Origin of the sequence: Mesorhizobium sp. M8A.F.Ca.ET.181.01.1.1, from assembly GCF_004792025.1 — a bacterium.
GTDB lineage: Bacteria > Pseudomonadota > Alphaproteobacteria > Rhizobiales > Rhizobiaceae > Mesorhizobium.
The window spans coordinates 444,799-471,239 of record NZ_SRTV01000001.1; the positions used below are offsets into that span (position 1 = coordinate 444,799).

At 65.4% G+C, this 26,441-nt stretch carries 27 protein-coding genes; 8 read left to right on the plus strand and 19 right to left on the minus strand.

What is annotated here, in order from left to right; genetic code table 11:
* Positions 1-325: 325 nt before the first annotated feature.
* The 9 genes from EN824_RS02135 to EN824_RS02180 form a co-directional block, all read right to left on the minus strand.
* The gene (locus EN824_RS02135) at positions 326-1,201 is read right to left on the minus strand and encodes a hypothetical protein (RefSeq protein ID WP_135931814.1); all 876 of its coding nucleotides are present in this window, start codon (positions 1,199-1,201) and stop codon (positions 326-328) included.
* Between the two features lie 278 nt (positions 1,202-1,479).
* Complete coding sequence (locus EN824_RS02140; protein WP_135930666.1) at positions 1,480-2,460, minus strand: ABC transporter permease; 981 nt, start codon at positions 2,458-2,460, stop codon at positions 1,480-1,482.
* Positions 2,461-2,692: 232 nt separating this feature from the next.
* Positions 2,693-3,664 carry an ABC transporter permease gene (locus EN824_RS02150; protein ID WP_135931815.1) on the minus strand — a complete coding sequence of 324 codons (972 nt, stop codon included), beginning with the start codon at positions 3,662-3,664 and terminating at the stop codon, positions 2,693-2,695.
* Positions 3,661-5,202 carry a sugar ABC transporter ATP-binding protein gene (locus tag EN824_RS02155; protein ID WP_135931816.1) on the minus strand — a complete coding sequence of 514 codons (1,542 nt, stop codon included), beginning with the start codon at positions 5,200-5,202 and terminating at the stop codon, positions 3,661-3,663. Before EN824_RS02155 ends, EN824_RS02150 begins: the two co-directional genes overlap by 4 nt.
* A gap of 214 nt (positions 5,203-5,416) precedes the next feature.
* Positions 5,417-6,451 carry an ABC transporter substrate-binding protein gene (locus EN824_RS02160; RefSeq protein WP_135931817.1) on the minus strand — a complete coding sequence of 345 codons (1,035 nt, stop codon included), beginning with the start codon at positions 6,449-6,451 and terminating at the stop codon, positions 5,417-5,419.
* An 89-nt stretch (positions 6,452-6,540) separates the two neighbouring features.
* Positions 6,541-7,455, minus strand: a complete 915-nt coding sequence (locus EN824_RS02165; protein WP_127280810.1) for a sugar phosphate isomerase/epimerase — start codon at positions 7,453-7,455, stop codon at positions 6,541-6,543.
* A gap of 35 nt (positions 7,456-7,490) precedes the next feature.
* A complete protein-coding gene (locus EN824_RS02170; RefSeq protein WP_135931818.1) occupies positions 7,491-9,023 on the minus strand; it encodes a mannitol dehydrogenase family protein in 1,533 nt (510 codons plus the stop codon).
* Positions 9,020-9,802, minus strand: a complete 783-nt coding sequence (locus EN824_RS02175) for an SDR family oxidoreductase (RefSeq protein ID WP_127870347.1) — start codon at positions 9,800-9,802, stop codon at positions 9,020-9,022. The genes EN824_RS02170 and EN824_RS02175 overlap by 4 nt, the downstream gene beginning before the upstream one ends.
* 343 nt (positions 9,803-10,145) lie before the next feature.
* Positions 10,146-11,039 carry a MurR/RpiR family transcriptional regulator gene (locus EN824_RS02180; RefSeq protein WP_127278495.1) on the minus strand — a complete coding sequence of 298 codons (894 nt, stop codon included), beginning with the start codon at positions 11,037-11,039 and terminating at the stop codon, positions 10,146-10,148.
* Positions 11,040-11,363: 324 nt separating this feature from the next.
* On the opposite strand from EN824_RS02180, the gene EN824_RS02185 reads away from it, so the two are divergent.
* Entirely contained in the window at positions 11,364-12,551 is a 1,188-nt protein-coding gene (locus EN824_RS02185; RefSeq protein WP_135931819.1) for a Gfo/Idh/MocA family oxidoreductase, read from the plus strand.
* A gap of 202 nt (positions 12,552-12,753) precedes the next feature.
* On the opposite strand, the gene EN824_RS02190 is transcribed toward EN824_RS02185, so the two are convergent.
* Positions 12,754-13,218: an NUDIX domain-containing protein gene (locus EN824_RS02190; protein ID WP_135931820.1), complete on the minus strand. Its 465-nt coding sequence runs from the start codon at positions 13,216-13,218 to the stop codon at positions 12,754-12,756.
* Positions 13,219-13,379: 161 nt separating this feature from the next.
* Between EN824_RS02190 and EN824_RS02195 the strand changes: the two genes are divergently transcribed.
* Positions 13,380-13,913, plus strand: coding sequence for a sterol desaturase family protein (locus tag EN824_RS02195; RefSeq protein WP_135931821.1), 534 nt, complete (start codon positions 13,380-13,382; stop codon positions 13,911-13,913).
* 41 nt (positions 13,914-13,954) lie between these two features.
* On the opposite strand, the gene EN824_RS02200 is transcribed toward EN824_RS02195, so the two are convergent.
* The 3 genes from EN824_RS02200 to EN824_RS02210 form a co-directional block, all read right to left on the minus strand.
* Positions 13,955-14,338: a YkvA family protein gene (locus tag EN824_RS02200; protein ID WP_135931822.1), complete on the minus strand. Its 384-nt coding sequence runs from the start codon at positions 14,336-14,338 to the stop codon at positions 13,955-13,957.
* Positions 14,339-14,637: 299 nt separating this feature from the next.
* Positions 14,638-15,885 carry a DNA polymerase IV gene (dinB, locus tag EN824_RS02205; protein ID WP_135931823.1) on the minus strand — a complete coding sequence of 416 codons (1,248 nt, stop codon included), beginning with the start codon at positions 15,883-15,885 and terminating at the stop codon, positions 14,638-14,640.
* A gap of 64 nt (positions 15,886-15,949) precedes the next feature.
* A complete protein-coding gene (locus EN824_RS02210) occupies positions 15,950-16,408 on the minus strand; it encodes a helix-turn-helix domain-containing protein (RefSeq protein ID WP_135931824.1) in 459 nt (152 codons plus the stop codon).
* Positions 16,409-16,516: 108 nt separating this feature from the next.
* Between EN824_RS02210 and EN824_RS02215 the strand changes: the two genes are divergently transcribed.
* From EN824_RS02215 to EN824_RS02235, 5 genes are all read left to right on the plus strand, one after another.
* Positions 16,517-17,104 (plus strand): dihydrofolate reductase family protein, encoded by a 588-nt coding sequence (locus EN824_RS02215; RefSeq protein ID WP_135931825.1) that lies wholly within the window; start codon positions 16,517-16,519, stop codon positions 17,102-17,104.
* Positions 17,105-17,231: 127 nt separating this feature from the next.
* Positions 17,232-18,107 carry an SDR family oxidoreductase gene (locus tag EN824_RS02220; protein WP_135931826.1) on the plus strand — a complete coding sequence of 292 codons (876 nt, stop codon included), beginning with the start codon at positions 17,232-17,234 and terminating at the stop codon, positions 18,105-18,107.
* Positions 18,108-18,215: 108 nt separating this feature from the next.
* Positions 18,216-19,154 carry an alpha/beta hydrolase gene (locus EN824_RS02225; RefSeq protein ID WP_135931827.1) on the plus strand — a complete coding sequence of 313 codons (939 nt, stop codon included), beginning with the start codon at positions 18,216-18,218 and terminating at the stop codon, positions 19,152-19,154.
* 2 nt (positions 19,155-19,156) lie between these two features.
* Positions 19,157-19,690 carry a dihydrofolate reductase family protein gene (locus EN824_RS02230; protein ID WP_135932117.1) on the plus strand — a complete coding sequence of 178 codons (534 nt, stop codon included), beginning with the start codon at positions 19,157-19,159 and terminating at the stop codon, positions 19,688-19,690.
* Entirely contained in the window at positions 19,687-20,628 is a 942-nt protein-coding gene (locus EN824_RS02235; RefSeq protein WP_135931828.1) for a sigma-70 family RNA polymerase sigma factor, read from the plus strand. The genes EN824_RS02230 and EN824_RS02235 overlap by 4 nt, the downstream gene beginning before the upstream one ends.
* A gap of 4 nt (positions 20,629-20,632) precedes the next feature.
* Here the strand turns inward: EN824_RS02235 and EN824_RS02240 are convergent, their stop codons facing one another.
* Positions 20,633-21,508 (minus strand): alpha/beta hydrolase, encoded by an 876-nt coding sequence (locus EN824_RS02240; RefSeq protein ID WP_245520960.1) that lies wholly within the window; start codon positions 21,506-21,508, stop codon positions 20,633-20,635.
* Positions 21,509-21,667: 159 nt separating this feature from the next.
* Between EN824_RS02240 and EN824_RS02245 the strand changes: the two genes are divergently transcribed.
* Complete coding sequence (locus EN824_RS02245; RefSeq protein WP_135931830.1) at positions 21,668-22,570, plus strand: LysR family transcriptional regulator; 903 nt, start codon at positions 21,668-21,670, stop codon at positions 22,568-22,570.
* Positions 22,571-22,579: 9 nt separating this feature from the next.
* Here EN824_RS02245 and EN824_RS02250 read toward each other — a convergent pair whose 3' ends face one another.
* The 5 genes from EN824_RS02250 to EN824_RS02275 all read right to left on the minus strand — a co-directional run bounded on the left by EN824_RS02250 (position 22,580) and on the right by EN824_RS02275 (position 26,302).
* Positions 22,580-23,323 carry a 2OG-Fe(II) oxygenase gene (locus EN824_RS02250; protein WP_135931831.1) on the minus strand — a complete coding sequence of 248 codons (744 nt, stop codon included), beginning with the start codon at positions 23,321-23,323 and terminating at the stop codon, positions 22,580-22,582.
* Entirely contained in the window at positions 23,320-23,871 is a 552-nt protein-coding gene (locus EN824_RS02255; RefSeq protein WP_135931832.1) for a methylated-DNA--[protein]-cysteine S-methyltransferase, read from the minus strand. The genes EN824_RS02250 and EN824_RS02255 overlap by 4 nt, the downstream gene beginning before the upstream one ends.
* Before the next feature lie 297 nt (positions 23,872-24,168).
* Positions 24,169-24,393 (minus strand): hypothetical protein, encoded by a 225-nt coding sequence (locus EN824_RS02265; RefSeq protein ID WP_135931833.1) that lies wholly within the window; start codon positions 24,391-24,393, stop codon positions 24,169-24,171.
* Between the two features lie 13 nt (positions 24,394-24,406).
* Positions 24,407-25,522, minus strand: coding sequence for a bifunctional DNA-binding transcriptional regulator/O6-methylguanine-DNA methyltransferase Ada (ada, locus tag EN824_RS02270; protein ID WP_135932118.1), 1,116 nt, complete (start codon positions 25,520-25,522; stop codon positions 24,407-24,409).
* 87 nt (positions 25,523-25,609) lie between these two features.
* Complete coding sequence (locus EN824_RS02275; protein ID WP_127279717.1) at positions 25,610-26,302, minus strand: helix-turn-helix domain-containing protein; 693 nt, start codon at positions 26,300-26,302, stop codon at positions 25,610-25,612.
* Positions 26,303-26,441: the final 139 nt, after the last annotated feature.

The window sequence follows — 26,441 nt, forward strand, 5'->3', positions numbered from 1 at the left end:
CCGTCGACCGCTCGCCATTCCGATGGGTGATGAGCCGGTGGTGGGCGATGTGGACGGAGTGAAGCGGTCCCTCCAAGCGCTCGGGGTGGCGCGCGCCACGACGCAGCACGCGTCATGGACGGCGGGATACTCGATCTGCAGGAGGCCCCATGCGTGGTCGCAATCAAGTCCTAGATATCGAGGATAAACTTGGCTATCGGGCCGCCGAGCGCCACCATCGGGCAGTTGGAAGGCAGCTCCACTTCTTTCGACATTGTTCCGGCGTTAGGCCATAGTTCCAGCGATCAGTTGGTTGCCGTCAAGACGGCCGGCGCCTCGGACAAGCTCAGCCGGTGAATGCCTTGAACTTGTCCTTGGAGGTCAGCAACACCTCCCCCTTGAACGAAATCGAGAAATCGCCCAGCTGGTACTGGCCTTGGTCGTTCTTGAGCAGGATGTCGCCAGTCACCTTGTTGGGGCCACCCTCGATGCCTTTGACTATCCTGGCGACGTAGCGCAGATTGCTCTTGGCAAAGAGCATATCGTTCCTGGCCAGTTGCTGCGCGAGAAGCTGGCGTTTCGAGTCGTCGCCGATGCCTTGCAGGCGCTTTTCAATGGCCTCGGGGGTGACACTCGCCAAGGCGCTGTTCAAAGCTGGCAATGCCTTCTGCAGGCTGAACAGGGCATCGGAAGTCATCCTGCCGGCATCACCGTAGGTCAGGCTCTGGTTGCTGATCGCCTTGTTGGCCTGCGCCTGCGGGCTGCGGTCGGCAGCGGCCTCCATTTCGTCCTGGACGGCCCACATATAGTCATGTTCTCCCATCGCCATCACCGTTTCCGGTGTCTCGCCCGTGGGGATGAAGTTGCGCGCAACGGTGGAATCTTCGTGTCGGCGGTCTGCCTCGACCATCGAGCCGATGAAGCGTGTATACTCCGCTTGGAGTTCGTCAAAGTTGGCTTCGCCCGCGCGCAAATAACGGTCTTGTGCCGTCGTGGTGGACGTTGCACTGATGGGTGAAGACGCCTGCGCCTCAGCGGCCTGGCGAAAGCTGCCGAACGGATCGTATTCGGCGTCGTCCTCATCAGCTGTTGCACCCGGACGAATGACAGGAGGCTCGGTCCGCAGCGCCGTGCCTGCTTTCGCGAACGCGGGCTGGTTGGCGCCTGCAAAGCCGCTCTTGGCCGACATCAGCTTCTGTATCGTAACGGTGAAATCCGGCATGATCCGCATCGAGCAAGCTCTCGTGTTTCACATGCCTTGTGCATGCGATTCACAGAATGAAGCATAGGCGGTTAATCAATGGTTCAAAGTGAACGCTGGCCGAAAACAAATAGTGGTATCCAATGGCATCACGCCAATACACTTCAACAAGGACTAATATAGTTGGCAAAAATACGGAAGCGGCGAGTTTCTCAAAATCGATCCTTTCGCCGCTTATCTCTTGTGCGCAGGCACTGGATTGCTTGATGATCCAAAACGGTGGCCTTCGCGGGATCCTTTCACCGCTCCTCGACGATCCGCAAATAGGCCGCCGTGACGAACAGCACGATCAACCCGAACAAGATCCTTCTAGCCCCCTCCGGCATCTGCAGGATGGTCAGGAGCGTCGTCAGCACGGTGAGGATCAGCGCGCCGATGATGGTGCCGGTGTAGCCGCCGCGGCCGCCGAAGATGGAGGTGCCGCCGATGACGGCGGCGGCCACCGAAGGCAGCACCAGCGGTTCGGCGAGCGACAGGGAAGGGGCCTTGATCAGGCCGATATAGAGCAGGCCGGTGATGCCGGCGAGCACGCTTGAGGTGACGTAGAGCGCCGTTATGACCTGCCAGTATTGCACGCCCGACAGACGCGTCGCGCGCTCATTGTCGCCGACGGCGTAGAGCAGGCGGCCGAAGCCGGTGCGGGCGAGCGTGAAGACGATCAGCGCCGCCAGCGGCACGAAGAGCAGCAGCGCGTTGGGAAAGCCGTAGGTGACGCCGGTGCCCAGCCAAGCGAGGAAGTCGGGGATCTTGGCGCCCGACGCGATCACCGTGCGCTGGTAGACCTGCAGGCAACCGGTGCCGATCAGGCTGGTGCCCAGCGTCATGATCAGCGGGTGGACGCGGAAGACGCCGACGCCGATGCCGTTGACGAGGCCGATCAGCACCGCCGGCATCATCGCCAGCAGGAACGCCACGGCCGGGTCCTGGTTGACGATCTGCGTCGCCATGATGAAGGCGCTCATCGTCGCCACCGTGCCGACCGACAGGTCGATGCCGCCGGTCAGCATGGTCATGGTCTGGCAGCCGGCAAGGATCGCCAGCGGAATGGCGAATTTGATGGTGTTGGCGATCCAGCGCTCGTTGACGATGCCGGGACGCAGGATCTGCAGGATCACCACCAGGATGACCAGCAGGATGATCAGCGGGATGAGCGGCCGGTCGGCCATGAAGCGCTTCAGGCGGCGGCCGAAGGGGACGGGGGTGATCGCTGATGTGCTCATGGGGTGGGTCCGATGTTCTGGGAGGGTAGCGCTCTACGGCGCCCCCCTCTGTCCTGCCGGACATCTCCCCCACAAGGGGGGAGATTGGCCGCTTTGGCGCCCCACTCTTTTCTGCAACGTTGAAGATTGGCGAAAGCCGCAACAACAGCCAATCTCCCCACAAGTGGGGGAGATGGCCGGCAGGCCAGAGGGGGGCGCCGTAGAGCGCTACGCTCTATATTTCTCTCTCCCATCATTGCCGCCCCCGCATGGTAATAAACGCCCCGAACATCACAACCGCCACCATGATGGCGCCTTCGATGATGGCGGTGACGTTGGGGTCGATGGCGAGCAGCGTCAGGTCCGTGCGCACCAGGCGCAGCACGAAGACGGCGACGATGGGGCCGAGCAGGCCGCCCTTGCCGCCGCCGAGCGCGACGCCGCCCAGCACCACGGCGGCGACGCTAGCGAGCAGATAGGGGCCGGGAATGGGAGCGCCGATGCCGGTGCTCATGGTCAGCGCCAGCCCGCCCATGGCCGCGAACAGCCCGGACAGCGCGTAGGCGATGATGCGCGTGCGGGCGACAGGCACGCCGCTGCGGAACGCCGCCAGCTCGCTCGAGCCGATGGCGTAGATGGAAAGGCCGAGGCGCGAGCGCCGGAGCGGGACCCAGATGACGCAGAGGCAGACGATCAGCACCAGCAGCGCCTTGGGCAGCCAGGCGTCGATGGCGTCGGGCAGGCCCGGTATCGGCACGGTGCCCGAGATCATCGCCTTCAGCCATTCTGCCGCGGCGCCGCCCGGCGCGCCGAGCACCAGCAGGGCCGCCCCTTGCAGCACGAACAGCATGGCGAGCGTAACGACGATGTCGGGCACGCGGGTGACGACGATGAGCAGGCCGTTGAGGGCACCCAGCACAAAACCCATGGCGAGCACGAAAGGCACCACGAACAGCGCGTATTCCTCGGAGGCCCCCGCCATCATCGAGGCGGCGGTGACGCTGGTCAGCGCCATCATGGCGGCGACCGAGAGGTCGATGCCGCCGGCGATGACGACGACGGTCTGCGCCGCGACGGCAAAGGCGTAAGGCAGCACCGCCCGCGCCAGCGAGCCGAAATCGCCACTGCCATAACCGGGCTGGATCAGTTTTGTGACGATGAACAGAATGATCAGCAAGGCGAACAGGCCTGACACCCAGCCCTGGCGGCGCAGGAAATGGTTCATGATATCGTCCCCGAAGACGGGGACTGGGGATCGGCCAGGATGCCGACATCGGCCTTGGCGCCGCGCGGCAGGCCGTAGGCGGCCCGCATCAACGCCGGTTCGTCCGCTTCCTCGACCCGAAAGATGTCAACGAGACGGCCGCCGAAGATGACGATGACGCGGTCGCAGACGCGCTGCACCTCTTCGAGTTCCGAGGTGTAGAACAGCACCGACTTGCCGTGGCCGGCGAGTTCGCGCAGCAATTTATAGATCTCCTGCTTGGTGCCGACATCGATGCCGCGTGTCGGATCGAAGCACAGGATGGTGCGGGCGTCCGCCGCGATCCAGCGCGCGATGGTCACCTTCTGCTGGTTGCCGCCGGACAGGCGCTGCACCTCGCCCTGGGCGCGGGTGTCGATCTGCAGGCGCTGGATGGCGCTCTGCACCGTGGCGCGCTCCTTACGCATATGAATAGGCCCCCAGTTGCGCAGGGCGGCGCTGAAAGGGAGTGCAATGTTCTCACGCACCGAGCGCTGCATGGCGAGCGCCTCGGAACGGTCGCCGGGCACATTGGCAATGCCGGCGCGGATGGCGTCGATCGGGTGTGAGAATTTTACTGCCTGGCCGTCGACCTCGATCGTGCCGCCGGACGGCCCGATCGAGCCGGCAAGGGCGGCGAACAGCTCGTCCTGGCCCTGGCCTTCGAGCGCGACGACGCCGGCCACTTCGCCATCGGCGAGATCGAAGGAGACATCGCCGAGCTTGATGCCGACGCGCAGGTTTTTCACGGTGATGCGCGGTCGGGCAGGGGCGGATGCCGCCTTCTCGCTGACGCTTCGGGCGGCGACCTTGGCCTTTTCGATGCGGGTGCCCAGCATCAGCTCGACGATCTTTTCCTCGACGCCCGGCACGATGTCGAGGACGCCGACGGTCTCGCCGTCGCGCAGCACGGTGGCGCGGTCGCAAAGGGCTGCGATTTCGACGAAGCGATGGGAGATGAAGATCACCGCGCGGCCGGCGTCGCCCTGGCGGCGCACCACTTCCAGCACCTTTTCGGCAAGGTTGGCGGGCAGCGCCGCGGTCATCTCGTCGAGCAGCAGCACGTCGGGTTCAACGGCGAGCGCCCGGGCCAGATCAAGCACGCGCAGCACGGCCAATGGAATGTCGCGCGCGCTGTCGCGCAGGTCGAGGTCGGCGATGCCGAGTTCGCGCACCCAGGCGCGGAACGGCTCGACCGGCGTTCCGGTGAGCCGCAGATTGGACAGCACGTCGAGATCGGGGATCAGCGACGGCTCCTGGTAGACCGGCAACAGCCCGGCGCGGCGCGCGGCCGCCGGCGAGCGTATGTCGCGCGCCTCGCCACGGATCAGGATGCGCCCGGCATTGGCCGAAATCGCGCCGGTCAGGATCTTCACCAGCGTCGACTTGCCGGCGCCGTTGGCCCCCATCAACGCATGCACCTCGCCCGGCAGGACGGACAGCGACGCATTGCGCAGGGCCGCAACCGCGCCGTAGTTCTTGGCGACGCCCGTGGCGTCGAGGAGGGGGCTGGTGGTCAAACTGTTTGGGTCTCTATTTATGAGGTCGAATAATTAGAAATGTCGGCGCCGCCCCTCACCTGCCTGCCGGCATCCTCTCCCCGTATAGAGACGGGGAGAGGGGTGCTTGTCGCCGGCATTGCGGCCAGCTTCTCTCTCCCCGTTTACGGGGAGAGATGTCCGGCAGGACAGTGAGGGGCAGCGCCGACGGATGGTCCGTTGGCAAACCTCAGCCTTACTCCCCCGGCCCCTTGCAGGCCACGATCTGCTCCTTGGTGTAGGTCGTCCAGTCCGGGATCGAGATCGAGACCGGCCATTCGGGGCTCAGCGACGGATCGGCGGCGGCCTTCAGCTTGGCCTTGCCTTCGTCGGTGGCGTTGTCCCAGAGCTGCGGGTCGACCAGCACGGTCTGCTGGGCCGGCTTCTTGCCGTCGAGGATCTGCAGCGCCAATGTAACGCCCGCGCCGCCGATCGAGCCGGGGTTGGTGACGGCGGCACCCACAAGGCCCTTGACCGAGCTCAGCTGGCCGACGAAGCCGGCATTGTCGGCGCCGACCACCGGCACCAGCGGCGCCTGCGATTCGACCAGCGCGTCGACGATGACGTTGTCGATGCCGGAGGTCCACACGCCATTGAACGGCGTGCCGGTGGCCAGGAACGACAGCATCTGCTGCTTGGCCTGGTCCTGCTGCCAGCCGGTGAAGACTTCCTGCGCGACCTTGACGTCGGGGAATTCGGCCAGCGCCTTCTTGAAGCCTTTGTCGCGATCGGAGTCGGCCGAAGCGCCGGCGGCACCGCGCATGTAAAACACCTCGCCCTTGCCGCCCATCTGGCCGAACAGCCATTTGGCGCCGAGATAGGCGTACTGCTCCTGGTTGTTGGAGATGATGTAGGCTGAAGGCTCGGTGACCGCCTGGTCGACGGCGACGACGACGATGCCGGCCTTGGTCGCCTCTTCGAGGCCCGCCTTGATGCCGGCCGGATCGGCGGGGTTGACGACGATGGCGTCGACCTTGGCGCTGATCAGGTTGCGGATGTCCTCGAGCTGCCCGGCGGCATCGGTGTTGCGGTGGGCGATGTTGAGCTTGGTCACTTCGCCGGAGGCGAGCGCCTGCGCCTTCATGGCGCAGACCATCTCCTCGCGCCAGCCATTGCCCTGCACTGTGTTGGAAATGCCGATCGTGTATTTGCCGGCCGCCGACGAGATGCCCACCGAGGCGAGCAGGGCGGCGCTGGCAAGCAGCGGAACCATGGTCAGATATGTCTTCATTTCAGTCTTCCTCCACATTGTTTTTCAGTTCACTTCCAACCCGTTAAGCCGTGCCACTCACAAACAGAGTCAAGTGGCTCGCCTTGCCGTCATTTGACGAAGGGACGCAGCACGTCGCGGGCGAGCAGAAAACCCCGTTTCACCTGATCGTCGCTGCCTTCAAATCGCCTGTCCTCGTGCTCGATGATGACCGAGCCGTCATAGCCGGCGCGGTAGAGGCCGGAGAAGAAGCCGCTCCAGTCGACATCGCCCAGCCCCGGCATGCGAGGCACCTGCCAGCCTATCCCGGCCGAAAGGATTCCGCGCTCGTACAATCCATCATGATCAATCATCAGGTCCTTGGCGTGGACATGCAGCATGTAGGGGCCGAATTCCCTGATGAAGCGGGCCTGGTCGATCATCTGCCAGACCAGGTGCGAGGGGTCGAAATTCATGCCGACATCGCCGCCCCAGCTCTCCAGGATGCGGCGCCAGACTTGCGGCGAATAGGCGATGTTGTGCCCGCCCGGCCATTCGTCATAGCTGAAGATCATCGGGCAGTTCTCGAAGGCAAGCTTCACCCCGTGGTCGCGTGCATGGGGGACGATCCCGGGCCAGACTTTCAGCGCATCCTGCCAGTTGACATCGACGGTTTTGGAGGCATCGCCGCCGCAGAAGGTGTTGACGACCGGCACGCCCATATTGGCGGCCAGCACGATCACCTTCTTCAGATGGCCGATGACCGCCTCGCGGTGGGCGGGATCGGGATGCAGCGGGTTGGGGTAGTAGCCGAGGCCGGAGATGGACATGTTCTTTTCCGCCAGCGAAGCGGCAATCTCTTTCGCCTGCGAGGCCGAGGTGCCGGCGGCGTCGATATGGCTGGTGCCAGCATAGCGGCGGGTGGCGCCGGAGGTTTTCGGCCAGCAGGCGATTTCCAAGGCCTCGAAGCCGACGGAGCTTGCCCAGCCGGCGACCTCGCCGAGCGGAGTCTCCGCGAATGGTGCGGTGAGCAGTCCAAGTTTCATCATGCCTCCCCTGACCGCGAACCCGCGATCGATGTTTATAATGCCGATAGTTTGGATCGTTTCAACCTCGCGACCCCGTCTTGCTCCAGACTGTGTCGAACGGCCGCCATCGGATCGTCCGAAAGCAGTTCGCCCAGCGCTGAAGTCACCGTCTTGCGAAACGCCTCGTCGGCGGCAAGGCCGGGGTCGAAAATCGTGTCGATGGCCAGGATGGCCGAAGCCAGCGCCGGCGCGTCGCGTCCGGTTTCGTCGGCGATCGCTGCGATCCTGCCGGCATAGGGATCCGACACCGGCCAGCGTTTGCCGAAGCGCGCCGAGGCCAGGATGAGATAGGCCATCCAGCCGGCGACCGGCACCGACAGCAGGCCGATGCCGGCGCCTTGGCTCAGCCGGTCGCGGATCGGGTTGAGCAGGCGCTGGACGATCTTTTGCGATCCATCGGTGGCGATCTGGTGGTTGCGATGGCGGATCGCTGTGTTCTTCAGCCGGCCAAGGCTCTGCTCGACATAAGCCAACGGCTCCATGCCGGGCACCGGCGTCAGTGTCGGAAGCGTCTCCTCGACCAGCATGCTCCTGACGAAGACCGACAGCAGCGGGTCGGCGATGGCATCGAATGTGTGTTCGAGCCCCGCCAGCACGCCGAGCGTGGCGAGCGTCGTTTGCGCCCCGTTCAGCACCCGCATCTTGAGATGCTCGAACGGCGTGACATCGTCGACGAAGGTCGCGCCGGCCAGGTCCCAGCGCGGCATGCGGCCGGCGAATTTCTGCTCGATCACCCACTGCCGGAACGGCTCGCCCACCGCAACGGCCCCATCGCGATAGCCGAACCATTGTTCGACGCTGTCGAGATCATCCGGCGACACAGCCGGCGCGATGCGGTCGACCATGGCGGAGGGGAAGGCGGCATTGGCCGCAATCCAGTCGGCAAGCCCATTGCCACGCCGTTCGGCAAAGCTCCGCACGACATTTTCCAGGATGACGCCGTTGGTCGGAATGTTGTCGCAGGAGAGCAGTGTCAGCTTGCGGCCATGCGTGGCCCTGCGCTGCTCCAGCGCCAGCGCCAGGATGCCGGGCAGGCTGCGCGGCGCTTCCGGATTGGCGAGATCATGGACGATGTCGGGATGGCCGAGATCGAGCGCGCCGGTCGACGGGATATGGCAATAGCCTTTTTCCGTCACCGTCATCGTCACCAGTTCGATGTCGGGCGAGGCGAGCACCGCGAGCGCCGGTGCGGCGCTGTCCCGGCTGTCGACCACCTTCACGATGCTGCCGATGATGCGCGCCTCGACATGGTCGTTCTCGCGGATCAGCCTTGTGTAGAGGCCGCCTTGCCGGCCAAGGGTGTCGGCGAGCGCGGGCGGGCGGATATTGATGCCGACAATGCCCCAGCGGTCGAACTTCAGCGAGAGCAGGTCGTCGGTGTATTCGGCCTGGTGGCAGCGGTGGAAGGCACCGACGCCGAGATGGGCCATGCCGGGTGACAGCGATGCGCGGTTGTAGGTCGGCTTTTGCACGGCGGCGGGAAGCCGCTCCAGCAGGCCAGGCCCAAGCGTTTCGATGGCGTTCACCGGTTCGCCCCGATCACCGACTGCTCCTGGTCGATCACCGCCCCGGTCATCGGCCCGGCCGCGTCGGAAAGCAGGAAGACGGCGAGGTTGGCGATATCGTCCGGCCTGAGCAGCCGGCCAAAGGGCTGGGCGGCGTTGGCGGCGTCAAGCCAGCCCGGGCCATGACCGAGCGTCTGCGCCTGCATCACCCGCTCGGCCGGCGTGTCGGTCCAGCCGACATTGATGCCGTTGACGCGGATGCGGTCGAAGCGATGGGCGTTGGCGGCGTTCTTGGTCAGCGTCGCCAGCGCGCCCTTGGTGGCGGAATAGACGGCGAGTTCCGGCGAGCCGCAATGGGCGTTGATCGACAGGATGTTGACGATCGCGCCCCCCTGGCCGCGTTTCCGCATGTCGGCAATCGCCGCCTGCATCAGGAAGAACGGCGCGCGCGCATTGACGGCGAACAGCGCCGCCCAGTCTTCGGGGCTGGCGTCGAGGAAGGACGCGCGGTCGGTGAGGCCGGCGGCGTTGACCAGGCCGTCGATGCGGCCGAAGCGCTCGATGCAGGCCTGCGCCAAAAGGGCCGGAGTTTCCGGGTCTCCGAGGTCCGCGGCGACGAAGAGTGTCGGCGTGCCCAGCCGCGAAAGCTCCGCCGCGACCGCATCGCCACGCGTCTTCTCGCGGCCGGTGACCAGCAGCCCGGCCGCGCCGGAGCGCGCCAGGGTCTCGGCGATGGCACGGCCGATGCCTTGCGTCGACCCGGTGACCAATATCACCTTGCCTTCGAGCCTGATCTCCATTCCTCCTCCCGGAACAAAGTTTCTATTTTTCAAAATATGGAACGATAATTCCCGGTAGTCAATTGTGCCAGTGGCGGTTCATCAGATGACATCCTAAAGTCTGCGCCGCCCCTCACCTGCCTGCCGGCATCCTCTCCCCGTATAGTGACGGGGAGAGGGGCGCTGTCGTCACCGATTTCGCCAATCACCAATGTTGCAAAGGGGGTGCCAGCGCTGAGGCCAGCCCCTTCTCCCCGTCACTATACGGGGAGAAGTGCCCGGCAGGGCGATGAGGGGCGGCGCGGGCGTCGATAATTTATGGTCGCCGCCACAAGTCGAAACTCTCCATCAAAACCTCCAATATTCACTTGCCGCGCTTTGCCGCGACGCCTTGGACCAGCGCCATGCCGACGGCGAGCGACGCGGCCAGCGAGCGGAAACCGGCGAAGTCGGATTCCACCACCTCCAGCCAGCTGTCCGAGAGCCGGATCAGCGGCGAGAAGGTGCTGTCGGTGACGGTAACGATGTGGGCGCCGCGTTCGTGCGCCACCGCGACGAGGTCGGGCGTGATCGAATTGTAGGGGCTGAAGGACACCGCCAGCACCGCATCCTGCCTGCCGATGCAGCCGACCTGGTCGAGCGCGGTCGAGCCGACATTGTCGACCAGCACGTTGCGCACGCCTTGCTGCGAAAGCGTCAGCGACAGATAGGTGGTGACGGGGAAGGCGCGCTTGGAGCCGATGACGTAGATCAGGTCGGCGTCGGCCAGCGTCGCCAACATCTTCTCGAAGCTTTCGACATCGAAGCCGCTTTCGATGCGGCCGAGCGAGGCCTGCGAGGCGCCGACCATGCCGCGCAGGAAATGCATGGCGGCGTTAGGCTCGGCCTCGGCGCGCTGCTCGCCACGGCCTTCCGGCCAGGATCCCTTGACGTGGTCCTTGAACAGGCCCTGGAAATCGGAAAAGCCCGAATATCCGAAGATCTGCGCGAAGCGCACCAGCGTCGAGGGCTGCACGCCGGCCTGTGCCGCCACTTGGGCGATGGTGCCGAGCGCGACCTCGCTCGGATGCTGCCACAGGAAGATCGCCACCTGGCGCAGGCGCTTCGGAAAATGCACCGTGCCGGAGGACAGCACCGCGCGCAGCTCTTCATAGGTCTGCGGCTGTATATAGCCAAGGGCCGCCAGCGAACGCCCGCGCTTGCGCGTCGCCGCCTCGTCGGCACTGGATCGTCCGGATGGTTTTCTCGCCCCGCTCATGAATTCAGGCTAGCGCGATACGATCGTTTTACAATATGGAAATTGGAAATCCTGTTCGAGGGTGGTAGGGGGGCTCGGTAAGTCCTTCCAACGTCGTCATCCCAGGGCGAAGCAGGAGCGAAGCTCCGTCGCGGAGACCCCTGGAGCTGCTCCGCAGCCCAAGGGATCCATGCCGTGACAGTTGCCGAGGAACGCGGCGGAATCAGAAGATTCTGCACCGTCGCAACGCCTTGAAGCCACGGCATGGATCCTGGGGTCTGCGCCGCGTCGCTGCGCTCCTTGCTTCCGCCCCAGGATGACGAAGTGATAGGTGGAGGAGGAAACATGGTCTACGCAACATCGGACGGGTCGGCGGGCACGCGCTTGAGGGTGGGCATGGTCGGCGGCGGCCGCAACGCCTTCATCGGCGCGGTGCATCGGCTGGCCATGCGGCTTGACGACCAGATCGCGCTGGTCGCCGGCGCGCTGTCGTCCGATCCGGACAATGCCGCCGCCTCGGCCGCCGAAATCGGCATCGCGCCGGATCGCAGCTATGCCGATTATCGCGCCATGGCCAAGGCGGAGGCCGCGCGGCCGGATGGCATCGAGGCGGTCGTCATCGTCACGCCCAACCATCTGCACGCGCCGATCGCCACCGCCTTTCTCGAAGCCGGCATCGACGTGATCTGCGACAAGCCGCTGTCGACGACGCTTGATGACGCGCGAGCGCTGGTGGCGCTGGCGCGCGCGAAAAAGCGCCGCTTCGTCGTCACCCTCAACAACACCGGCTACGCCATGGTGCGCCAGGCGCGCGAGATGGTGATGGCGGGCGAACTCGGCCGGATCGTGTCTGTGCATGGCGCCTATATCCAGGACTGGCTGACCAAGCCGATCGATGCCGACGGCCAGAAGCAGGCGGAATGGCGCACCGATCCGGCGAGGGCAGGGCAGTCGGCGGTGCTGGCCGATATCGGCGTGCACGCCTTCAACCTGGCAAGCTTCATCTCCGGCCGCGAGGCCGAGGCTGTATCCGCCGATTTGTTCACCGCCGTGCCGGGGCGCCGGCTCGACGACAATGCGCATGTGCTGGTGCGCTGGACCGACGGCGCGCGCGGCACGATCCTGGCCAGCCAGACGTCGCCCGGCCACTACAACGACCTCTCCGTGCGCATCTATGGCGACAGAGCCGGGCTCGAATGGTCGGGCACGCGGCCGGAGGAACTGCGCTTTTCCGTCCATGGCGAGGAAACCCGCACGCTGGTGCGCGGCGGCCACGGCTCGACGGCGGAAGCCCGGCGCGTGTCGCGCATGCCGGCGGCGCATCCGGAGGGCTATATCGAGGCCTTCGCCAATTTCTACCGCGACGCCGCAGACATCATCCGCGCCCACCGTTCGGGGGGCGTGGTCGATCCTGCCCGCGCGGCACAGGTGCCCGACGTGGTCGACGGCGCGCGCGGCGTGAAGTTCGTCGCCGCCGCCGTGGAGTCGAACGCGGCCAGCGGGGCGTGGACGGCGGCGCGGTTTGGGGGATGACAGCCAATCTCCCCCTCGTGGGGAGATGCCCGGCAGGGCAGAGGGGGGCGCCAAGGATCACTGCCTATCGGTATGATCCTCTTTCACGCAAGCCTCCGACGGACATACCTGATTGACCGAGACGTTGGCGGGACAGCGCCCCCCTCTGGCCTGCCGGCCATCTTCCCCTCTTGGGGGAGATTGGCAGCTTTGCCGTCGGCGATCATGCCACGCCCAGTTGCCCCGCCAGATCCGACAGCATCGGGCGCTGGCCCTGCAAAATCTTCACCTCGGCCTCGGCCAATGTGAACCAGCCGGCTCTGTCGACCTCCGGGAATTCCTTCATCGATCCGGATCGCGGCGGCCATTCCATTGTGAAGGTGTTGCTGCTGATGACGGCGGCATCGATGTCGGCCTCGACGGACCAGGCCGAGACGATCTTGCCGCCCGGTTGCCGGTAGTCGCCAAGACGCGCGAAGGGGCCTTCGACCTTCGTGCCGAGCTCTTCCCCGGTCTCGCGTCGCGCCGCCGCCAACTCGTCCTCGCCCTGGTCGACGAGGCCCTTCGGGATCGACCAGGCGCCATCGTCCTTCTTCGCCCAGAACGGGCCGCCGGGATGCACCAGCAGCACCTCGATGTCACCACCGCTGCGGCGATAGATCAGCAGGCCGGCGCTGCGTTTTGCCATGTTTGCATGTCCGTTTGCGGCACTGGTGCGAAGTCTGCCGATCTTGCACCGGGAAATTGCGACGCTATGTCAGGCGCATCCGGATTGCACCTCATGCGCGAGTCCGGCAATCTGATAGCATCGCTTTGGGGCGGCGTCGAAAAGTCAGGTGATTCGTCCGAATGCAGCTGGGTCTGATCGGCTACTATAGCGACTTCGTGGTCTATCCGCTGGTGATCGCCGTATTGGGCGTGGCCGGGCTGATCGAGGCCGGAGAGGAAGGCGCGCCGGACTGGATCGGCACGGTGCTTATCTGTCTGGGCCTATGGACGCTGATCGAATACGTCCTGCACCGGTTCGTGCTGCACCACGTTCCCTGGATCCGGGACCTGCACGACCGTCACCATATCGAGGAGCGCAGCCCGGTGGGCACGCCCACCTGGCTCAGCCTGGGCGTGCATGCGCTGGTGGCGTTCCTGCCTGTCTGGATGGTCTCGGATTTCGCGACCGCCAGCGCGGTGAGCTGCGGGTTGATGCTGGGCTACCTCTGGTACATCAGCGTCCACCACATGATCCATCATTGGCATCCGACCCATCCGAGCTATCTCTACATGCTGAAGCGCCGCCACGCGGTGCACCACCATGTCGACGAGAACGCCAATTTCGGCGTGACGTCGATTTTCTGGGATCGGATTTTCGGCACCGCGCGGCTTTGATGTGGGGCTGCCGGGGCAATGAGAAACGCCGGGCCTGAAATCTAGGCCGAGCGATCTGGCCAGAACAACCAGATGAGCGCGGCGGCCATCAAAACCCAAATTCCAACGATGAATGCGAGACCGCCGCGGCTGGCCGGCCTGGATCGGCGAATGGCCTCCGCGCGAAACTCAGCCATCAAGGCGGCGGGGATCAACTTCACCGCAAGCAGGATGCCGAGCGGTACGATGATCAGATCGTCCAAATATCCGAGGACGGGAATGAAATCGGGTATCAGATCGATAGGACTGAGCGCGTAGGCGGCGACCGCGCCGGCGGCAACCTTGGCGTACCAGGGAACGCGGGGATCGCGGGCGGCCAGCCACAAGGCGATCACATCGCGCTTGATGGCCCTTGCCCATTGCTTTGCCCTGTCAAGGATGGTCACACGGCAACCCTCTTTTATTAGATCTCGACAGACGGCGCCGCCGCTCCCTTCGCTTCGATCATTGCAACCATTTTCGCGATCTGCAAACTGCCCCGCTAGCCAATTTCGCCTCTTCTTGACAAGCGGTGCCTGCCGGATGCTAGTTGCCGCCAGACGCCTGGGTGTGGGGGAATTGCCGTGAGGAAGACCTATCAAAAGCCGGTGCTGGTGAAGCGCGAGCTGCTGTCGGCCGTGACCGCGGCGCCGCCTGGTTCGGCACGTTGATCCGCAAGGCGTGAGCGACGGGAGGGCTTCTCCGCTCACAGTTCCTTTTCCGCCAACTTCCTGAATTCGTCCGGCACTGATCGCGCCGCCTCCAGCGCCACCGTGCCGTAGCCGACCGCCTGTTTGCCGAAGCGCTCGCGGATCTTGTCGACGGCGCGGTCGGCGCCGAAACGGGCGAGGCCCTTTCGGCTGCCGGGGCTGCGCTTCTCGTCGGCAAGGCCGAGCGGCAGGTCGAGCTGCAGCTCGGCGCTCTCTTCCAGATGCGAGACCGAGATCGCCAGCAGCGAGATGGTCTTCTCCCGTGGATGGTCAGCGAGCACGCCGCGCACCAGGTCCGTTGCGATCTCGGCCAGCATCACGGTCGCCGAAATCGGCTGGTCCAGCGTGATCGAGCGGGTGAAGGCGCTGAGATCGGCGAAGCGCACGCGCACCGTCACCGTGCGGCCGGGACGGTTCTTGGCGCGCAGCCGGCTGGCGACGCGGTCGGCCAGATGCAGCAGTGTCGGCACGATCACCCGCGCCACGGCCGGCTTTTGCCCAAGCGCCGATTGCGCGCCGGCCGAATGCGCCCGGCGCTTCGTCTCCAGCTTGCGCGGGTCGCGGTTCCACGCCAGGGCCGCGAGCTTGTCGCCGGCGGCGGGGCCGAGCAGCCGCGTCAGCGCGCCGCTGTGGGTGCGGGCCAGTTCGCCGATGGTCTCGACGCCGATCTCGGCCAGCCGCGCCCTGGTTGCCGGCCCGACGCCCCACATCAGCGAGACCGGCAAATCGTGCAGGAAGGCAAGCTCGGTACCGGGGTCGACCACCACCAGCCCGTCGGGCTTGGCGACCTGCGAGGCGATCTTGGCCAAGTGCTTGGTGCGCGCCACGCCGATCGAGATCGGCAGGCCGAGTTCTGCCCGCACACGGCGGCGGATCGCCATGGCGATCTCTCGCGGCGAGCCGAACAGATGCGTGCAGCCGGCGACATCGGCAAAGGCCTCGTCGATGGAGATGCGCTCGACCACCGGCGTGAAATCGTCGAGCACCTTGATCGCCGCGTCGCCCAGCCGTTGGTAGTGGCTGAAATTGCCGCCGACGAAGATCAATTGCGGGCAAAGCTCGCGCGCCTTGCGCCCCGGCATGCCGCCGCGCACGCCGAAGGCACGCGCCTCATAGGAGGCGGCGAGCACCACGCCGCCGCCGACCGCGATCGGCTTGCCGCGCAGCGTCGGGTCGAGCAATTGCTCGACCGAGGCATAGAAGGCGTCGAGATCGGCATGCAGGATGGTGGCCGTCGTTTCCATCCTGTTCCGCTCATCCGCGATTGCTGATAGACCGGAACATATAGAGAACAAAAAGGGATCGTTGTCAATGCGGGCCGTTGGATGCTCCTCGAACGGAGAAGGAAGCGCCTACAACATGCTCTGCCCGCAGTGCCACCTTCATCCGTTCCAGCGCCGGCTCGCCGCCGGCAGCCAGTTCCTCGGCGATACGGGCCAGCTTGTCATCGGCCTTGCGATGCTTGCTGCCCCAGGCGCCGAGCGTGGCCAGCACCGGAAGCAAGTCGATGCCGGCCTCGGTCAGCCGGTAGATCGCCTTCAGCCCGTGGCTCGGGTCGTTGCTGCGGGTGAGGATGCCTTCGTCCTGCAGGGTCTGCAGCCGCTCGGCCAATGTGCGCGAGGAAATGCCTTCATCGGATTGCAGGAACTCGCGAAAATGCTTTTTGCCGGCGAAGACCAGGTCGCGGATGATGAGCAGCGTCCAGCGATCGCCGAGCAGTTCCAGCGACAGGTTGATCGGGCAAGCGGATCGTTCGCGCGTCGACATCCCTATGGTTCCAATTTTAAATCACTTTACTATTGACATCATTTTTCCCGACAGGTCAAATGGTTCCGAAAGTAAACCATCCTTAGGCAAATCTGATGAGGACACCCGATGAAAAAGCTCATCCTGCAGATGCAGATGTCGGTCGACGGTTTCGTCGGCGCCGACGCCGATCACCCGTGGCAACTCTGGGAGTGGGGCGACGACAATGGCTGGGACGCCAAGCTGAAACAGGATTTCAACGCCGTGTTCGCCGGCATCGACACGATTGTGCTCAGCCGCAAGATGGCCGAGGAGGGCTATCTCACCCATTGGGGCAATGCGGCGAGGAAATATCCGGCCGATCCGTTCTATGCTTTTGCCCGGCGCATCGTCGAAGCGCGCAAGGTGGTGCCGAGCGACAGGCTCGAGGGCTCGCGGTGGGAGCGCACGACGGTGGTGAGCGGCGACCTGCCGCGCGAGGTCAACGCGCTGAAGGCGGGCGAGGGCGGCGATATGGCCGTCTTCGGCGGCGTCGGCTTTGCGTCGGCGCTGATCGCGGCCGGGCTGGTCGACGAGTTCCAGCTGTTCGTCAATCCTGCCGTGCTGGGCGCCGGCCGCCGTATCTTCGACGAGGGCGGGTTCCGAAACCTGCGGCTGCTCGGCTCGAAGGCCTATGCCTGCGGCATGGTGGTCAGCCGCTACGCGCCGGCGGGCTGATCCGGCGGCGTACGGCCTCGCGCCGAAAAAAAGACGTTTGGCCGGAATCCTTTGCCCGCTTCTCTTCGTCTTCAAGATGCGGTCGCCGAAAGGGCGGCCGCATCAATGCTGAATGGAGAGACAGACCATGATCCTGGTGACAGGCGCCACCGGCCTGAACGGCAAGGCAATCGTACGCGAGTTCGCACGGCGGAAGTATCAAGTGCGGGCGCTGGTTCGCGATTTGGACCGGGCATCCGCGGCAGGGCTCGGCGGACTTGCGGGCGTCGACCTGATCGAGGGCGATATGCGCCGGGCGGAGACGCTTGGCGCGGCACTGGACGGCATCGATCGCGTGCTGATGATTTCGACCGCCGCGCAAGACATGGTCGAGACGCAGTGTCGTTTCATCGACGCCTGCAAGCAGGCCGGCGTCACGCATGTGGTGAAGTTTTCCGGTGCCGAATCCAACATCGGCTATGACGCGACCAAGTTCCGCTTCACGCGCATGCATGAGGAAGTCGAGCGCTATCTGGAGGGAGCCGGCATGGCGTGGACCCACCTGCGCCCCAGCCAGTTCATGCAGGTCTATCTGCGCGACGCGCCGACCATCGCCAGGGAAGGCGCTTTTTATCTCGCGCTCGGCGATACCGAACTGTCGCCGGTCGATGTCGAGGACATCGCCAAGGTCGCCGTCCGGCTGCTGCGCGATGGCGGCCACGAAGGCGAGAGCCTCGACTTGACCGGACCCGAGGCGCTGACCATGAGCGACATCGCGGCGCGGATTTCGCAAGGGATCGGCAAGCCGGTCCGCTATGTCGATATTAGCCCGCGGGAGCGCCGGCGCAATCTGCTGGCCGCCGGCGTCCCTGCCGACTTCGCCGATGCGCTCGACGAGCAACTGGCGGAGCGGCGGCGGCGGCCGAAATCGCGGGTGCATCTGGCCACGCATGAGATGTTCGGCGTGCGGCCGACGCCGTTCGTCGAATTCGCCCGGCGGCATGCCGCGATGTTTGGCGGCTGAGCGCGTCCGCAAAAAAAGCGCCGGCCGCCACGTATCCTTTTTGCCTGCCCGTACGTCTCTGCCTTCGAAGGTCGCGCCTTCCGCGATCCGCAACCCCAGGAGAATATCATGGCGAGCATCGAGAGCGAGGCAAACAGGATCCATTACGCCGCGATCGCGGCCAATGCGGGCAAGCTGACCAGCCCGCAAGCGATCATCGACCACAACGATGTCCATTGGACGGCGCTGACCGGCGAGCCGCGCGGCGTCGACTATATCGAGGTCGATGCTGGCGGCGTGCCGGCGATGTGGGTTGTGCCCAAGGGCGCCGACGAGCAGCGGGTGCTGTTTTATGCGCATGGCGGCGGCTTCATCGGCGGCTCGATCTACACCCACCGCAAGCTGGTCGGCCATCTCGCCAAGGCCGTCGGCTGCCGGGCGCTGGTCTACGATTATCCGCTGGCGCATCAGGCCAAGCATCCGGCCCAGCTCGAGGCGGCGATGGCAGCCTGGAACTGGCTTGTCGACCAAGGCTTCGACCCCCGGCGGATCGTGATCGCCGGCGACTCCTGCGGCGCGGTGCTGACCTATGGCGTCCTGCAGCGGCTGCGCGCGCAGGGGCGGCCGCTGCCCGTCGCCACGCTGATCATCTCCGGCTGGTTCGACATGGCGATGACCGCCGCCAGCTACGAGACCAACCGCGAAAAAGATCCGGCCTTCGCCAAGGCTGGCGTCGACTGGCTGGCGGCCAACTTCATCGGCGATGCCGATCGGCGCGATCCCGAGGTCAGCGCGCTCTACGCCGATCTCTCCGGCTTTCCACCCGTCTTCCTGCAGGCCGGCGCCGACGAGACGCTTGTCGACGAAAGCCGCATGTTCGCCGAGCGGGCGAGACAGGCAGGCGTCGAGACCCGGCTCGACGTCTTCGACGGCATGCTGCACTCCTTCCAGATGATGGCCGGGCGGGCGCCGGAAGCCGATGATGCCATTGCCCGCTTCGCTACCTGGGTACGGCCGAGACTGGGGCTGCCGGCAGCCGGTGGGAAGACCAGCGAAAGGGCGGCGTGAGCATGCAGCGCCTGATCGTGTCGAGTTTCGTCTCGCTGGATGGCGTCATCGAGGGACCCATGACATGGGCCTCGCCGTTCTTCGTCGGGGAGAATGTGGACCATGCCTTGCAGGCGCTTTCGAACGTCGAGTTCTTCCTGCTTGGCCGCGTCACCTACGAGATGTTCTTCGCACGCTGGCCAGACATCAGGGATAGCCCCTACATGGACCGCATCAACGGCCTGAAGAAGCTGGTCGCCTCGACGACGCTGAAGACGGTGTCGTGGAATGCCACCTTGCTTGATGGTGACGTTGTGCAAGCGCTCGCCGCGATCAAGCGGCAACCGGGCGGCGACATCCTGAAATATGGGGTGTCGCAGCTCGACCGCACCTTGCTTGGCGCGGGGCTGGTGGACGAGTATCATCTGTCGATCGTGCCGACATGGGTCGGGCACGGCAAGCGCGCCTTCGACGATGTCGGACCGGTCGATCTCGATCTTGTCGGCACGCATCGTTTCGCCAACGGCGTGGTGACCCTGACCTACGTGCCGCGATGAACCAGCAGATCCGCAAAACCCCCGAGACGACGCAAGCCATGCGGGCCTGGCCTGAGCCCGACCGCGTGTTCGACCTGCGCTATGCCGCGTTCCTGGAGACGGTTTCGCATCTGCGCGCCAGGTTGCATCGCTATTGCGCGCGCATGACCGGCTCGGCGCTGGATGGCGAGGACATCATGCAGGAGGCGCTGTTCGAGGCCTATCGCAAGATCGAGCTGCTCGACGATGCGCAGGCGCTGCGGCCGTGGCTGTTTCGCATCGCGCATAACAGGTGCATCGACTTCATCCGCAATCGCCGCACGCGGCACGCGGCCGAAGCCTTCTATGCCGGCGACGACATCGTGTTGCCGGTCGAGCCGGCCGGTCCGGGCGCCGGCCGCGCCATCGAGCGGCTGGTGGTGCACCTGCCGCCGAAGGAGCGCGCCTGCGTGCTGCTCAAGGACGTCTTCGACCATTCGCTGGACGAGATCGCCGACCTGGTCGGTTCGACATCGGGCGGCGTCAAGTCGGCGCTCAATCGCGGCCGCGCCAAGCTCGCCGCCTTGCCCGCGCAACCGGTCGCGGTGCCGCCGCATGATCCTGAACTGGAGCGGCTGCTTGGCCGCTATGTCGCGCTCTTCAATGCCAGGGACTGGGATGGGGTGCGGGCGCTGACCAGCGCCGACGCGCGGCTGCGGGTCTCGGACTGCTATAACGGCCTGCTCTCCCGCTCGCCCTACTTCGTCGAATATGAGCGCAGTGAACTGCCCTGGCGCATGCGGCCAGGCACGATCGAAGGGGAGATCATGCTGGTCGTCGACAGGCAATATGGCGAGGCCTGGCGGCCGGCCTATCTGGTGCGCATCCATGCCGATGGCGGCGTCATCAAAAGCATCGCAGACTATTATGCCTGCCCGTGGATACTGGACATGATCGCCGCCGACGGAGTGACCCGATAGGCCGTTACCTGGAGAGGAAATCCGTGATCAGCTTGACGGTGGCATCCGGGTTTTCCTCCATGATCCAATGACCCGAAGCGGGCACGACAGCTCCGGTCACGTCACTGGCGACGAGGCGCAGGATGTCGGCCTGGCTGGTGCCGGCCGATTTTTCCGCACCCGCGGCGAGCACCGGCATGGACAGCTTGCCGCTGCCGGCCAGCATTGCCTGGTTGTCGATGGCGTCCTGGTCGAATGCCTTGAACTGCTCGAAGGCGTCATGCATGGCATGCGGCCGTGCATAGAGTTTTGCGTAGTGGACGCGCGTCGCCTCGTCGATCTTCTTCGGGTCGGCCGACAGTTCGTTGTAGAAGCGATCGAGGTAGATGCGCTCGCGACCCGCGACCAGCCGCTCCATGTCGGGGCCTCGGAAGTTGAAGTGCCACAGCAGCGGGCTCTGCTTGATCTTGTCCCAGTCGCCTATGCCCGGCAGCGGCGCGTCGATGACGACCCATTTGGTGATGCGCTTCGGATATTGCGCGGCCAGCGCATAGCCGACCATGTTGCCGATGTCGTGCGTTACCAGCTCGGCCTTGTCGATCTTCAGCGCATCCATCACGCCGGCGATGTCGACCGCCTGGTTCTTCTTGGTGTAGCCGTCGTCAGGATGCGCCGAAAGGCCCATGCCGCGCAGGTCCGGCACGATCACCGTGTGATCCTTCATCAACGCAATCGCTGCCGGCGCCCACATGTCGCCGGTATCGGCGAAGCCATGCAGCAGCACGACCGCCGGGCCTTTTCCGCCGACGCGGACGTGCAGGCTGGTGCCGTTGGTCTTGATCGTCTGCGTCTTGAAGCTGGCAGGAAAGGCGACCACGCGGGCCGAGGCCGGAACGCTCATTGCCAACAAGCCGAGCACGATGACCAAAGGACGAAACATGTAAGCACTCCTGGAGGTTTGTTCTATCACCGCGGTATCGCGGTTTTGTGAACTATGACACCATGCCCTTGATTTCGTTAGGCGACGGTCGCCTGATTGTGAATTCGGGAAAGCCGAACAATGCTGAAGCTCGAAGCCGCCGCCGCCTTTGTCGCCGTGGCGGAATCCGGTTCGATCACCGAAGCGGCCCGGCGCATGGCGCTGTCGAAATCCGTCATCAGCGAGCGGCTGTCGGAACTCGAACGCGGCCTCGGCACGAAGCTGCTGGACCGCACGACGCGCAAGCTTTCCATCACCGAGACAGGACGAAGTTTCTATGAACGCGCCAAGCGCATTATGCAGGAGGTGGCCGATGCCAGCGCCGAGATCGCAGAGCGCCGCGGTGAACTCGCCGGGCCGCTCAGAATAGCGGCGCCGACCAGTTTCGGCATCCTGCATCTCGGCCCGGCGCTGTATGGCTTCCTGGCCAAGCATCCGGGGATTGAGATGACGCTCGATCTCGACGACCGCTTCGTCAGCATAGTGGCCGACGGCTACGACGCCATTTTGCGTCACGGGCCAGTGGTCGACGACGGCCCCGTCATCGTCAGGAAGCTGGCTTCCAGCCGGCGCTTCCTGGTGGCCGCGCCGGACTATCTCGAGACATTCGGGCGGCCCGGGACCGTCGAGGACCTGAAACGCCACAAGGGCATCATCTATTCGATCCGGGGCGCCGCCGACTGGCGGTTCAAGGTTTCACGGCGGCTGATGACTGTCCGCCCTCAGACCACGTTGCGCGTCAACAACGGGATCCTGATGCGCGATGCCGCGCTTGCCGGCCTCGGCCTGGCTCTGCTTCCCGCCTATTTCATCCAGGCGGAAATCGCCGACGGGCGGCTGGTGAGCGTCGATGTCGGCGCCGAGCCGGAAGGAGCCAGCATCTACATGGCCTTTCCCGAGGACCGGCGCGGATCGGCCAAACTGCGCGCGCTCACCGCATGGCTGCGCGATGTGTTTGGCGACCCGCCCTACTGGGAAGCATGAGGCCGGCATTCACCTGGCATCGTGGAAGATAATGCCGACCGTGTGGCGCATGCCTGAGCGCAGCCGGCTGACGCCGTGGCGCAGATTGACGCGGTAATTGCCTTTCGTGCCCTGCACCGGCCGGTTGTGGACGGCGAAGGCCACCGCATCGCCCTGGCGCAGGGGCACCACCTCGACCCGGCTCTGCATGCGCGGCCGCTGTTCGGTCAGCGCGAATTCGCCGCCGGTGAAATCCTCGCCGGGATCCGAAAGCAGGATCGCCACCTGCAGCGGGAAGGCGAGGTCGCCATAGAGATCCTGGTGCAGGCAGTTGAAGTCGCCGGGCACATATTGCAGCAAAAGCGGCGTCGGCCTGACCTGGCCGGCGGCATGGCACTGTTCGAGGAACGCGGCATGCCTGTCGGGGTAGCGCATGGCGATCCCCATGCGTTCGTTCCAGCGGTTGGCGACCTCGGCCAGCCTGGGATAGAGCGCGCCGCGCAGGCCGCCGATCAGGTCGGGCAGGGGATAGCGGAAATAGCGGTATTCGCCCTTGCCGAAGCCGTGCCTCGCCATGTGGATGTGGCTGCGGAAATGCTGCTCCTGGGGGTAGAGGCCGGCGAGCTGCCGGCACTCTTCGGGTGAGAGCAGCTTTTCCATCACCGCGCAGCCGAAGCCGTCGAGCTCGGCGGTGAGCGCCGGCCAGTCGTAGGCGGCGATGCGTGTCTCGGCGGCTTCGATCAGCGATGGGGCAACCCTGGCGTCGGCATTCATATCGCCGCCTCCCGCTCCAGCAAGGCGCGCTTGCGTTCGGTCCCCCAGCGATAGCCGGACAGCGAGCCGTCGGCGCGCAGCACGCGGTGGCAGGGAATGCCGAGCGCGATGGCGTTGGCGGCACAGGCCGTCGCCACGGCGCGGGCGCCGTCCGGCATGCCGAGGCGCCGGGCAAGGGCGGTGTAGGTGACCTTGGCGCCGCACGGAATGGTGCGCAGCGCCTCCCACACGCGCTGCTGGAAGGGCGTGCCGTGGCGTATGTCGAGCGGCAGGTCGAGGCCGGCGCCGGGCATTTCGATGAAGCGCGCGATGGCCGCGAAATCGTCGCGCAAGCCGGCCTCGTCTTCGAGCAGCACCCTGCCGGGGAAGCGGTTGGCGAGGTCCTGTTCCAGCGTATTGGCGTCGGAACCGATCAGGATGGCGCAGATGCCGATAGGACTGCGCGCCACGAGGATGCGTCCAAGCGCGGACTGACCGATGGCATAGGCGATGGTGTCCAGGGCCGCGCCGGCGGCCGTCGCCGGCATATGGGTTTGCATGTGGTTCATTGCCTTCACTCCTTCTGTGTGCCTGAACCCTAGCGACGGGCCGGATGTTCCTCACTCCGATGCTTGCTTTCAAATTCAAATCTCGGGCGCCTGAGGACGCGGAGGCAGGTGCTCTACGGCGCCCCCCTCTGTCCTGCCGGACATCTCCCCCACGAGGGGGGAGATTGGATGTCATCATCGCCTTCGCCAATTTCCAACGTTGCAAGAATGAGCGGGGCGCCAAAACTGCCGATCTCCCCCCTTGTGGGGGAGATGTCCGGCAGGACAGAGGGGGGCGCCGTAGAGTGCTGAGGTGTACTAGGCGACACGCGTGACGCAGGCCTTGCCGAGCAAGAACACCTCGCCTGATAACAGCCGCAGCTCGATCTCGCCGGTGGCGGTGCGGTTCCACTCAGCCTTGCCTCCGTGGACCAGTTCGCCGATGGCGGCCATGACCAGCGCCTTCGCGTCCTCTCTGACGGCAGCGCCGTTGGCGATCTGGCTGTTGGCACCGGTGGTGGGAGACCTGGCCATCGCGCGCATTGCCGAATCCTCGTCAGGCCCGCGAGGACCGGTAGGTCGTCGCCGTCCCGCCGGCCTCGCGGTCGAGCAGCGCGCGTTTGCGCTCCGCGCCCCAGGCATAGCCCGACAGGGCGCCGTCCTTCCTGATCACGCGGTGGCAGGGAATAGCGACCGCAAGGGCGTTGGCCGCGCAGGCGGCGGCGATGGCGCGGGTCGCCTTCGGCGCGCCGATACGCCGCGCGATCTCGGCATAGGAAACGGTGTGGCCGGCCGGGATGTCCCGCAAGGCCTGCCAGACGCGCTGCTGGAACGCGGTGCCGCGCACGTCGAGCGGCAGGTCGAGGCCGAGCGCCGGCGCCTCGACGAAGCCGACGACGCGGGCGACCAGCGCCTCGTAGTCGCCGTCGCCGCCGACCAGCCGCGCCTTGGGGAAACGGTCCTGCAGGTCGCGCACCAATGCGTCGGGATCCTGGCCGAGCAGGATGGAGGCGACGCCCTTGCGGCTCGAGGCGACCAGGATGGTGCCGAGCGAAGTTTCGCCGACGGCGAAGCGGATCTCTTCGTTTGCGCCGCCGGCGCGATAGCGCGTCGGCGTCATGCCGAGCATGCCGGTCGATTTTTCGTAGAAACGCCCGCTCGAATTGAAGCCGGCATCGTAGATCGCCGATGTCACGCTGACGCCGTCTTCCAGCCCCTGGCGGACCCGGGCGGCACGCCGGGCCGCTGCATAATCTTTCGGCGTCAGCCCGGTGACCGCCTTGAAAACGCGGTGGAAATAGCCGGGGCTGCGGCCGGCGGCATCAGCCAGTTCGGCGAGCGAGGGTTCGCCCTCGCTCGCCTCGATCCTGCGGCAGGCATCGGCGACCATCGCGGCGTTGGCGGTCTCGTGCGAAGGGCCATCCGGATTGCAGCGCCGGCATGGGCGAAAGCCTGTCGCCTTCGCCTGTTGTAAACTGTCGTGCAACTGGACATTGGCGGGGTTGGCGCGCCGGGACGGACAGGACGGCCGGCAATAGACGCCGGTCGTGGCCACCGAATACCAGAATGCGCCATCGGCCGACTTGTCGCGCGCCACGATGCGCGCCCAGCGCGGATCGTCGTCCACCGGCAGCGGCGCGGGTTGCAGATGTTTGGTCAGGGTGATGAACATAAGCGCATAGAAGCCGCCAAAAGGCCGCCTCGCCACCCGTTTCCTGCCGAACGGCGCAGATCGCGTCCGACGACCCCCCGGCCTGTCCTACGCCGCGCGCTTGGGCTCCACCGCGAAGGGGCTGAGGCCGAGCCATGTCTGCATCTGCCTGCCGATGGCCTGGTCGCCGGTCAGGACGACCTTCGCACCGGCCTTCTCGACGGTGAGCAATCCCATCCAGATCGCCGTCATCGTGTGCAGGTCCGTCGAGACATAGAGGTCGACGTCGAAGCCCGGATCGTACCAGCACAGGTCGACCTCGCCGTGCTTTTCGACGATCAGCCACCAGGAGCGTTTGGAGGCGGGGAGTTCCTGATACAGAAATTGTATCACCGTGCGTCCTTCCGGCAGGGGCGAGGGGTTCAAATTGCGCCGCATGTCCCACATCAGCAGCGACGGATCGAGATTCTTCAGCGACAGCCGGGACTCGACCCATTTCTGGCCCCAGAACCCCATCGCCTCGACGACCGGACGCAGATCGCGGCCGGCCTCGGTCAGCCGGTAGTCGAAGATCCCTTTCTCTCCCTGGACCTCCTTGCGCTCGACGATCCCCGCCAACTCTAGCTCCTTCAGCCGTTGCGACAGAAGGGTCGGCGACATTTTCGGCACGCCGCGGCGCAGGTCGTTGAAGCGGGTCGATCCCGCCACGAGCTCGCGCATCAGCACCATCGTCCAGCGGGTGCACAGCACTTCGGCGGCCATCGATAGCGGGCAGAACTGTTTGTATCCGTGCTGGGTCATGACTGTGCCTCTCCCTCGAACTTGCGGCCAACATTAGTCCTTCGTGATTGAAGCGGCGAGTACAGAAACTGTACCGGCCCAGTACAGATCGCGGACTGGCTGGCGCTGGCCCTGCCATGCGAACCCTTCGGCCGGTTCA

Bases quoted from the DNA above. Each gene is read 5' to 3' on its own strand.
- EN824_RS02135 (WP_135931814.1), bottom strand. From the start codon at position 1,201: ATGCCGGATTTCACCGTTACGATACAGAAGCTGATGTCGGCCAAGAGC.
- EN824_RS02140 (WP_135930666.1), bottom strand. From the start codon at position 2,460: ATGAGCACATCAGCGATCACCCCCGTCCCCTTCGGCCGCCGCCTGAAG.
- EN824_RS02150 (WP_135931815.1), bottom strand. From the start codon at position 3,664: ATGAACCATTTCCTGCGCCGCCAGGGCTGGGTGTCAGGCCTGTTCGCC.
- EN824_RS02160 (WP_135931817.1), bottom strand. From the start codon at position 6,451: ATGAAGACATATCTGACCATGGTTCCGCTGCTTGCCAGCGCCGCCCTG.
- EN824_RS02165 (WP_127280810.1), bottom strand. From the start codon at position 7,455: ATGAAACTTGGACTGCTCACCGCACCATTCGCGGAGACTCCGCTCGGC.
- EN824_RS02175 (WP_127870347.1), bottom strand. From the start codon at position 9,802: ATGGAGATCAGGCTCGAAGGCAAGGTGATATTGGTCACCGGGTCGACG.
- EN824_RS02180 (WP_127278495.1), bottom strand. From the start codon at position 11,039: ATGAGCGGGGCGAGAAAACCATCCGGACGATCCAGTGCCGACGAGGCG.
- EN824_RS02185 (WP_135931819.1), top strand. From the start codon at position 11,364: ATGGTCTACGCAACATCGGACGGGTCGGCGGGCACGCGCTTGAGGGTG.
- EN824_RS02190 (WP_135931820.1), bottom strand. From the start codon at position 13,218: ATGGCAAAACGCAGCGCCGGCCTGCTGATCTATCGCCGCAGCGGTGGT.
- EN824_RS02195 (WP_135931821.1), top strand. From the start codon at position 13,380: ATGCAGCTGGGTCTGATCGGCTACTATAGCGACTTCGTGGTCTATCCG.
- dinB (WP_135931823.1), bottom strand. From the start codon at position 15,885: ATGGAAACGACGGCCACCATCCTGCATGCCGATCTCGACGCCTTCTAT.
- EN824_RS02210 (WP_135931824.1), bottom strand. From the start codon at position 16,408: ATGTCGACGCGCGAACGATCCGCTTGCCCGATCAACCTGTCGCTGGAA.
- EN824_RS02215 (WP_135931825.1), top strand. From the start codon at position 16,517: ATGAAAAAGCTCATCCTGCAGATGCAGATGTCGGTCGACGGTTTCGTC.
- EN824_RS02220 (WP_135931826.1), top strand. From the start codon at position 17,232: ATGATCCTGGTGACAGGCGCCACCGGCCTGAACGGCAAGGCAATCGTA.
- EN824_RS02225 (WP_135931827.1), top strand. From the start codon at position 18,216: ATGGCGAGCATCGAGAGCGAGGCAAACAGGATCCATTACGCCGCGATC.
- EN824_RS02230 (WP_135932117.1), top strand. From the start codon at position 19,157: ATGCAGCGCCTGATCGTGTCGAGTTTCGTCTCGCTGGATGGCGTCATC.
- EN824_RS02235 (WP_135931828.1), top strand. From the start codon at position 19,687: ATGAACCAGCAGATCCGCAAAACCCCCGAGACGACGCAAGCCATGCGG.
- EN824_RS02240 (WP_245520960.1), bottom strand. From the start codon at position 21,508: ATGAGCGTTCCGGCCTCGGCCCGCGTGGTCGCCTTTCCTGCCAGCTTC.
- EN824_RS02245 (WP_135931830.1), top strand. From the start codon at position 21,668: ATGCTGAAGCTCGAAGCCGCCGCCGCCTTTGTCGCCGTGGCGGAATCC.
- EN824_RS02250 (WP_135931831.1), bottom strand. From the start codon at position 23,323: ATGAATGCCGACGCCAGGGTTGCCCCATCGCTGATCGAAGCCGCCGAG.
- EN824_RS02255 (WP_135931832.1), bottom strand. From the start codon at position 23,871: ATGAACCACATGCAAACCCATATGCCGGCGACGGCCGCCGGCGCGGCC.
- EN824_RS02265 (WP_135931833.1), bottom strand. From the start codon at position 24,393: ATGCGCGCGATGGCCAGGTCTCCCACCACCGGTGCCAACAGCCAGATC.
- ada (WP_135932118.1), bottom strand. From the start codon at position 25,522: ATGTTCATCACCCTGACCAAACATCTGCAACCCGCGCCGCTGCCGGTG.
- EN824_RS02275 (WP_127279717.1), bottom strand. From the start codon at position 26,302: ATGACCCAGCACGGATACAAACAGTTCTGCCCGCTATCGATGGCCGCC.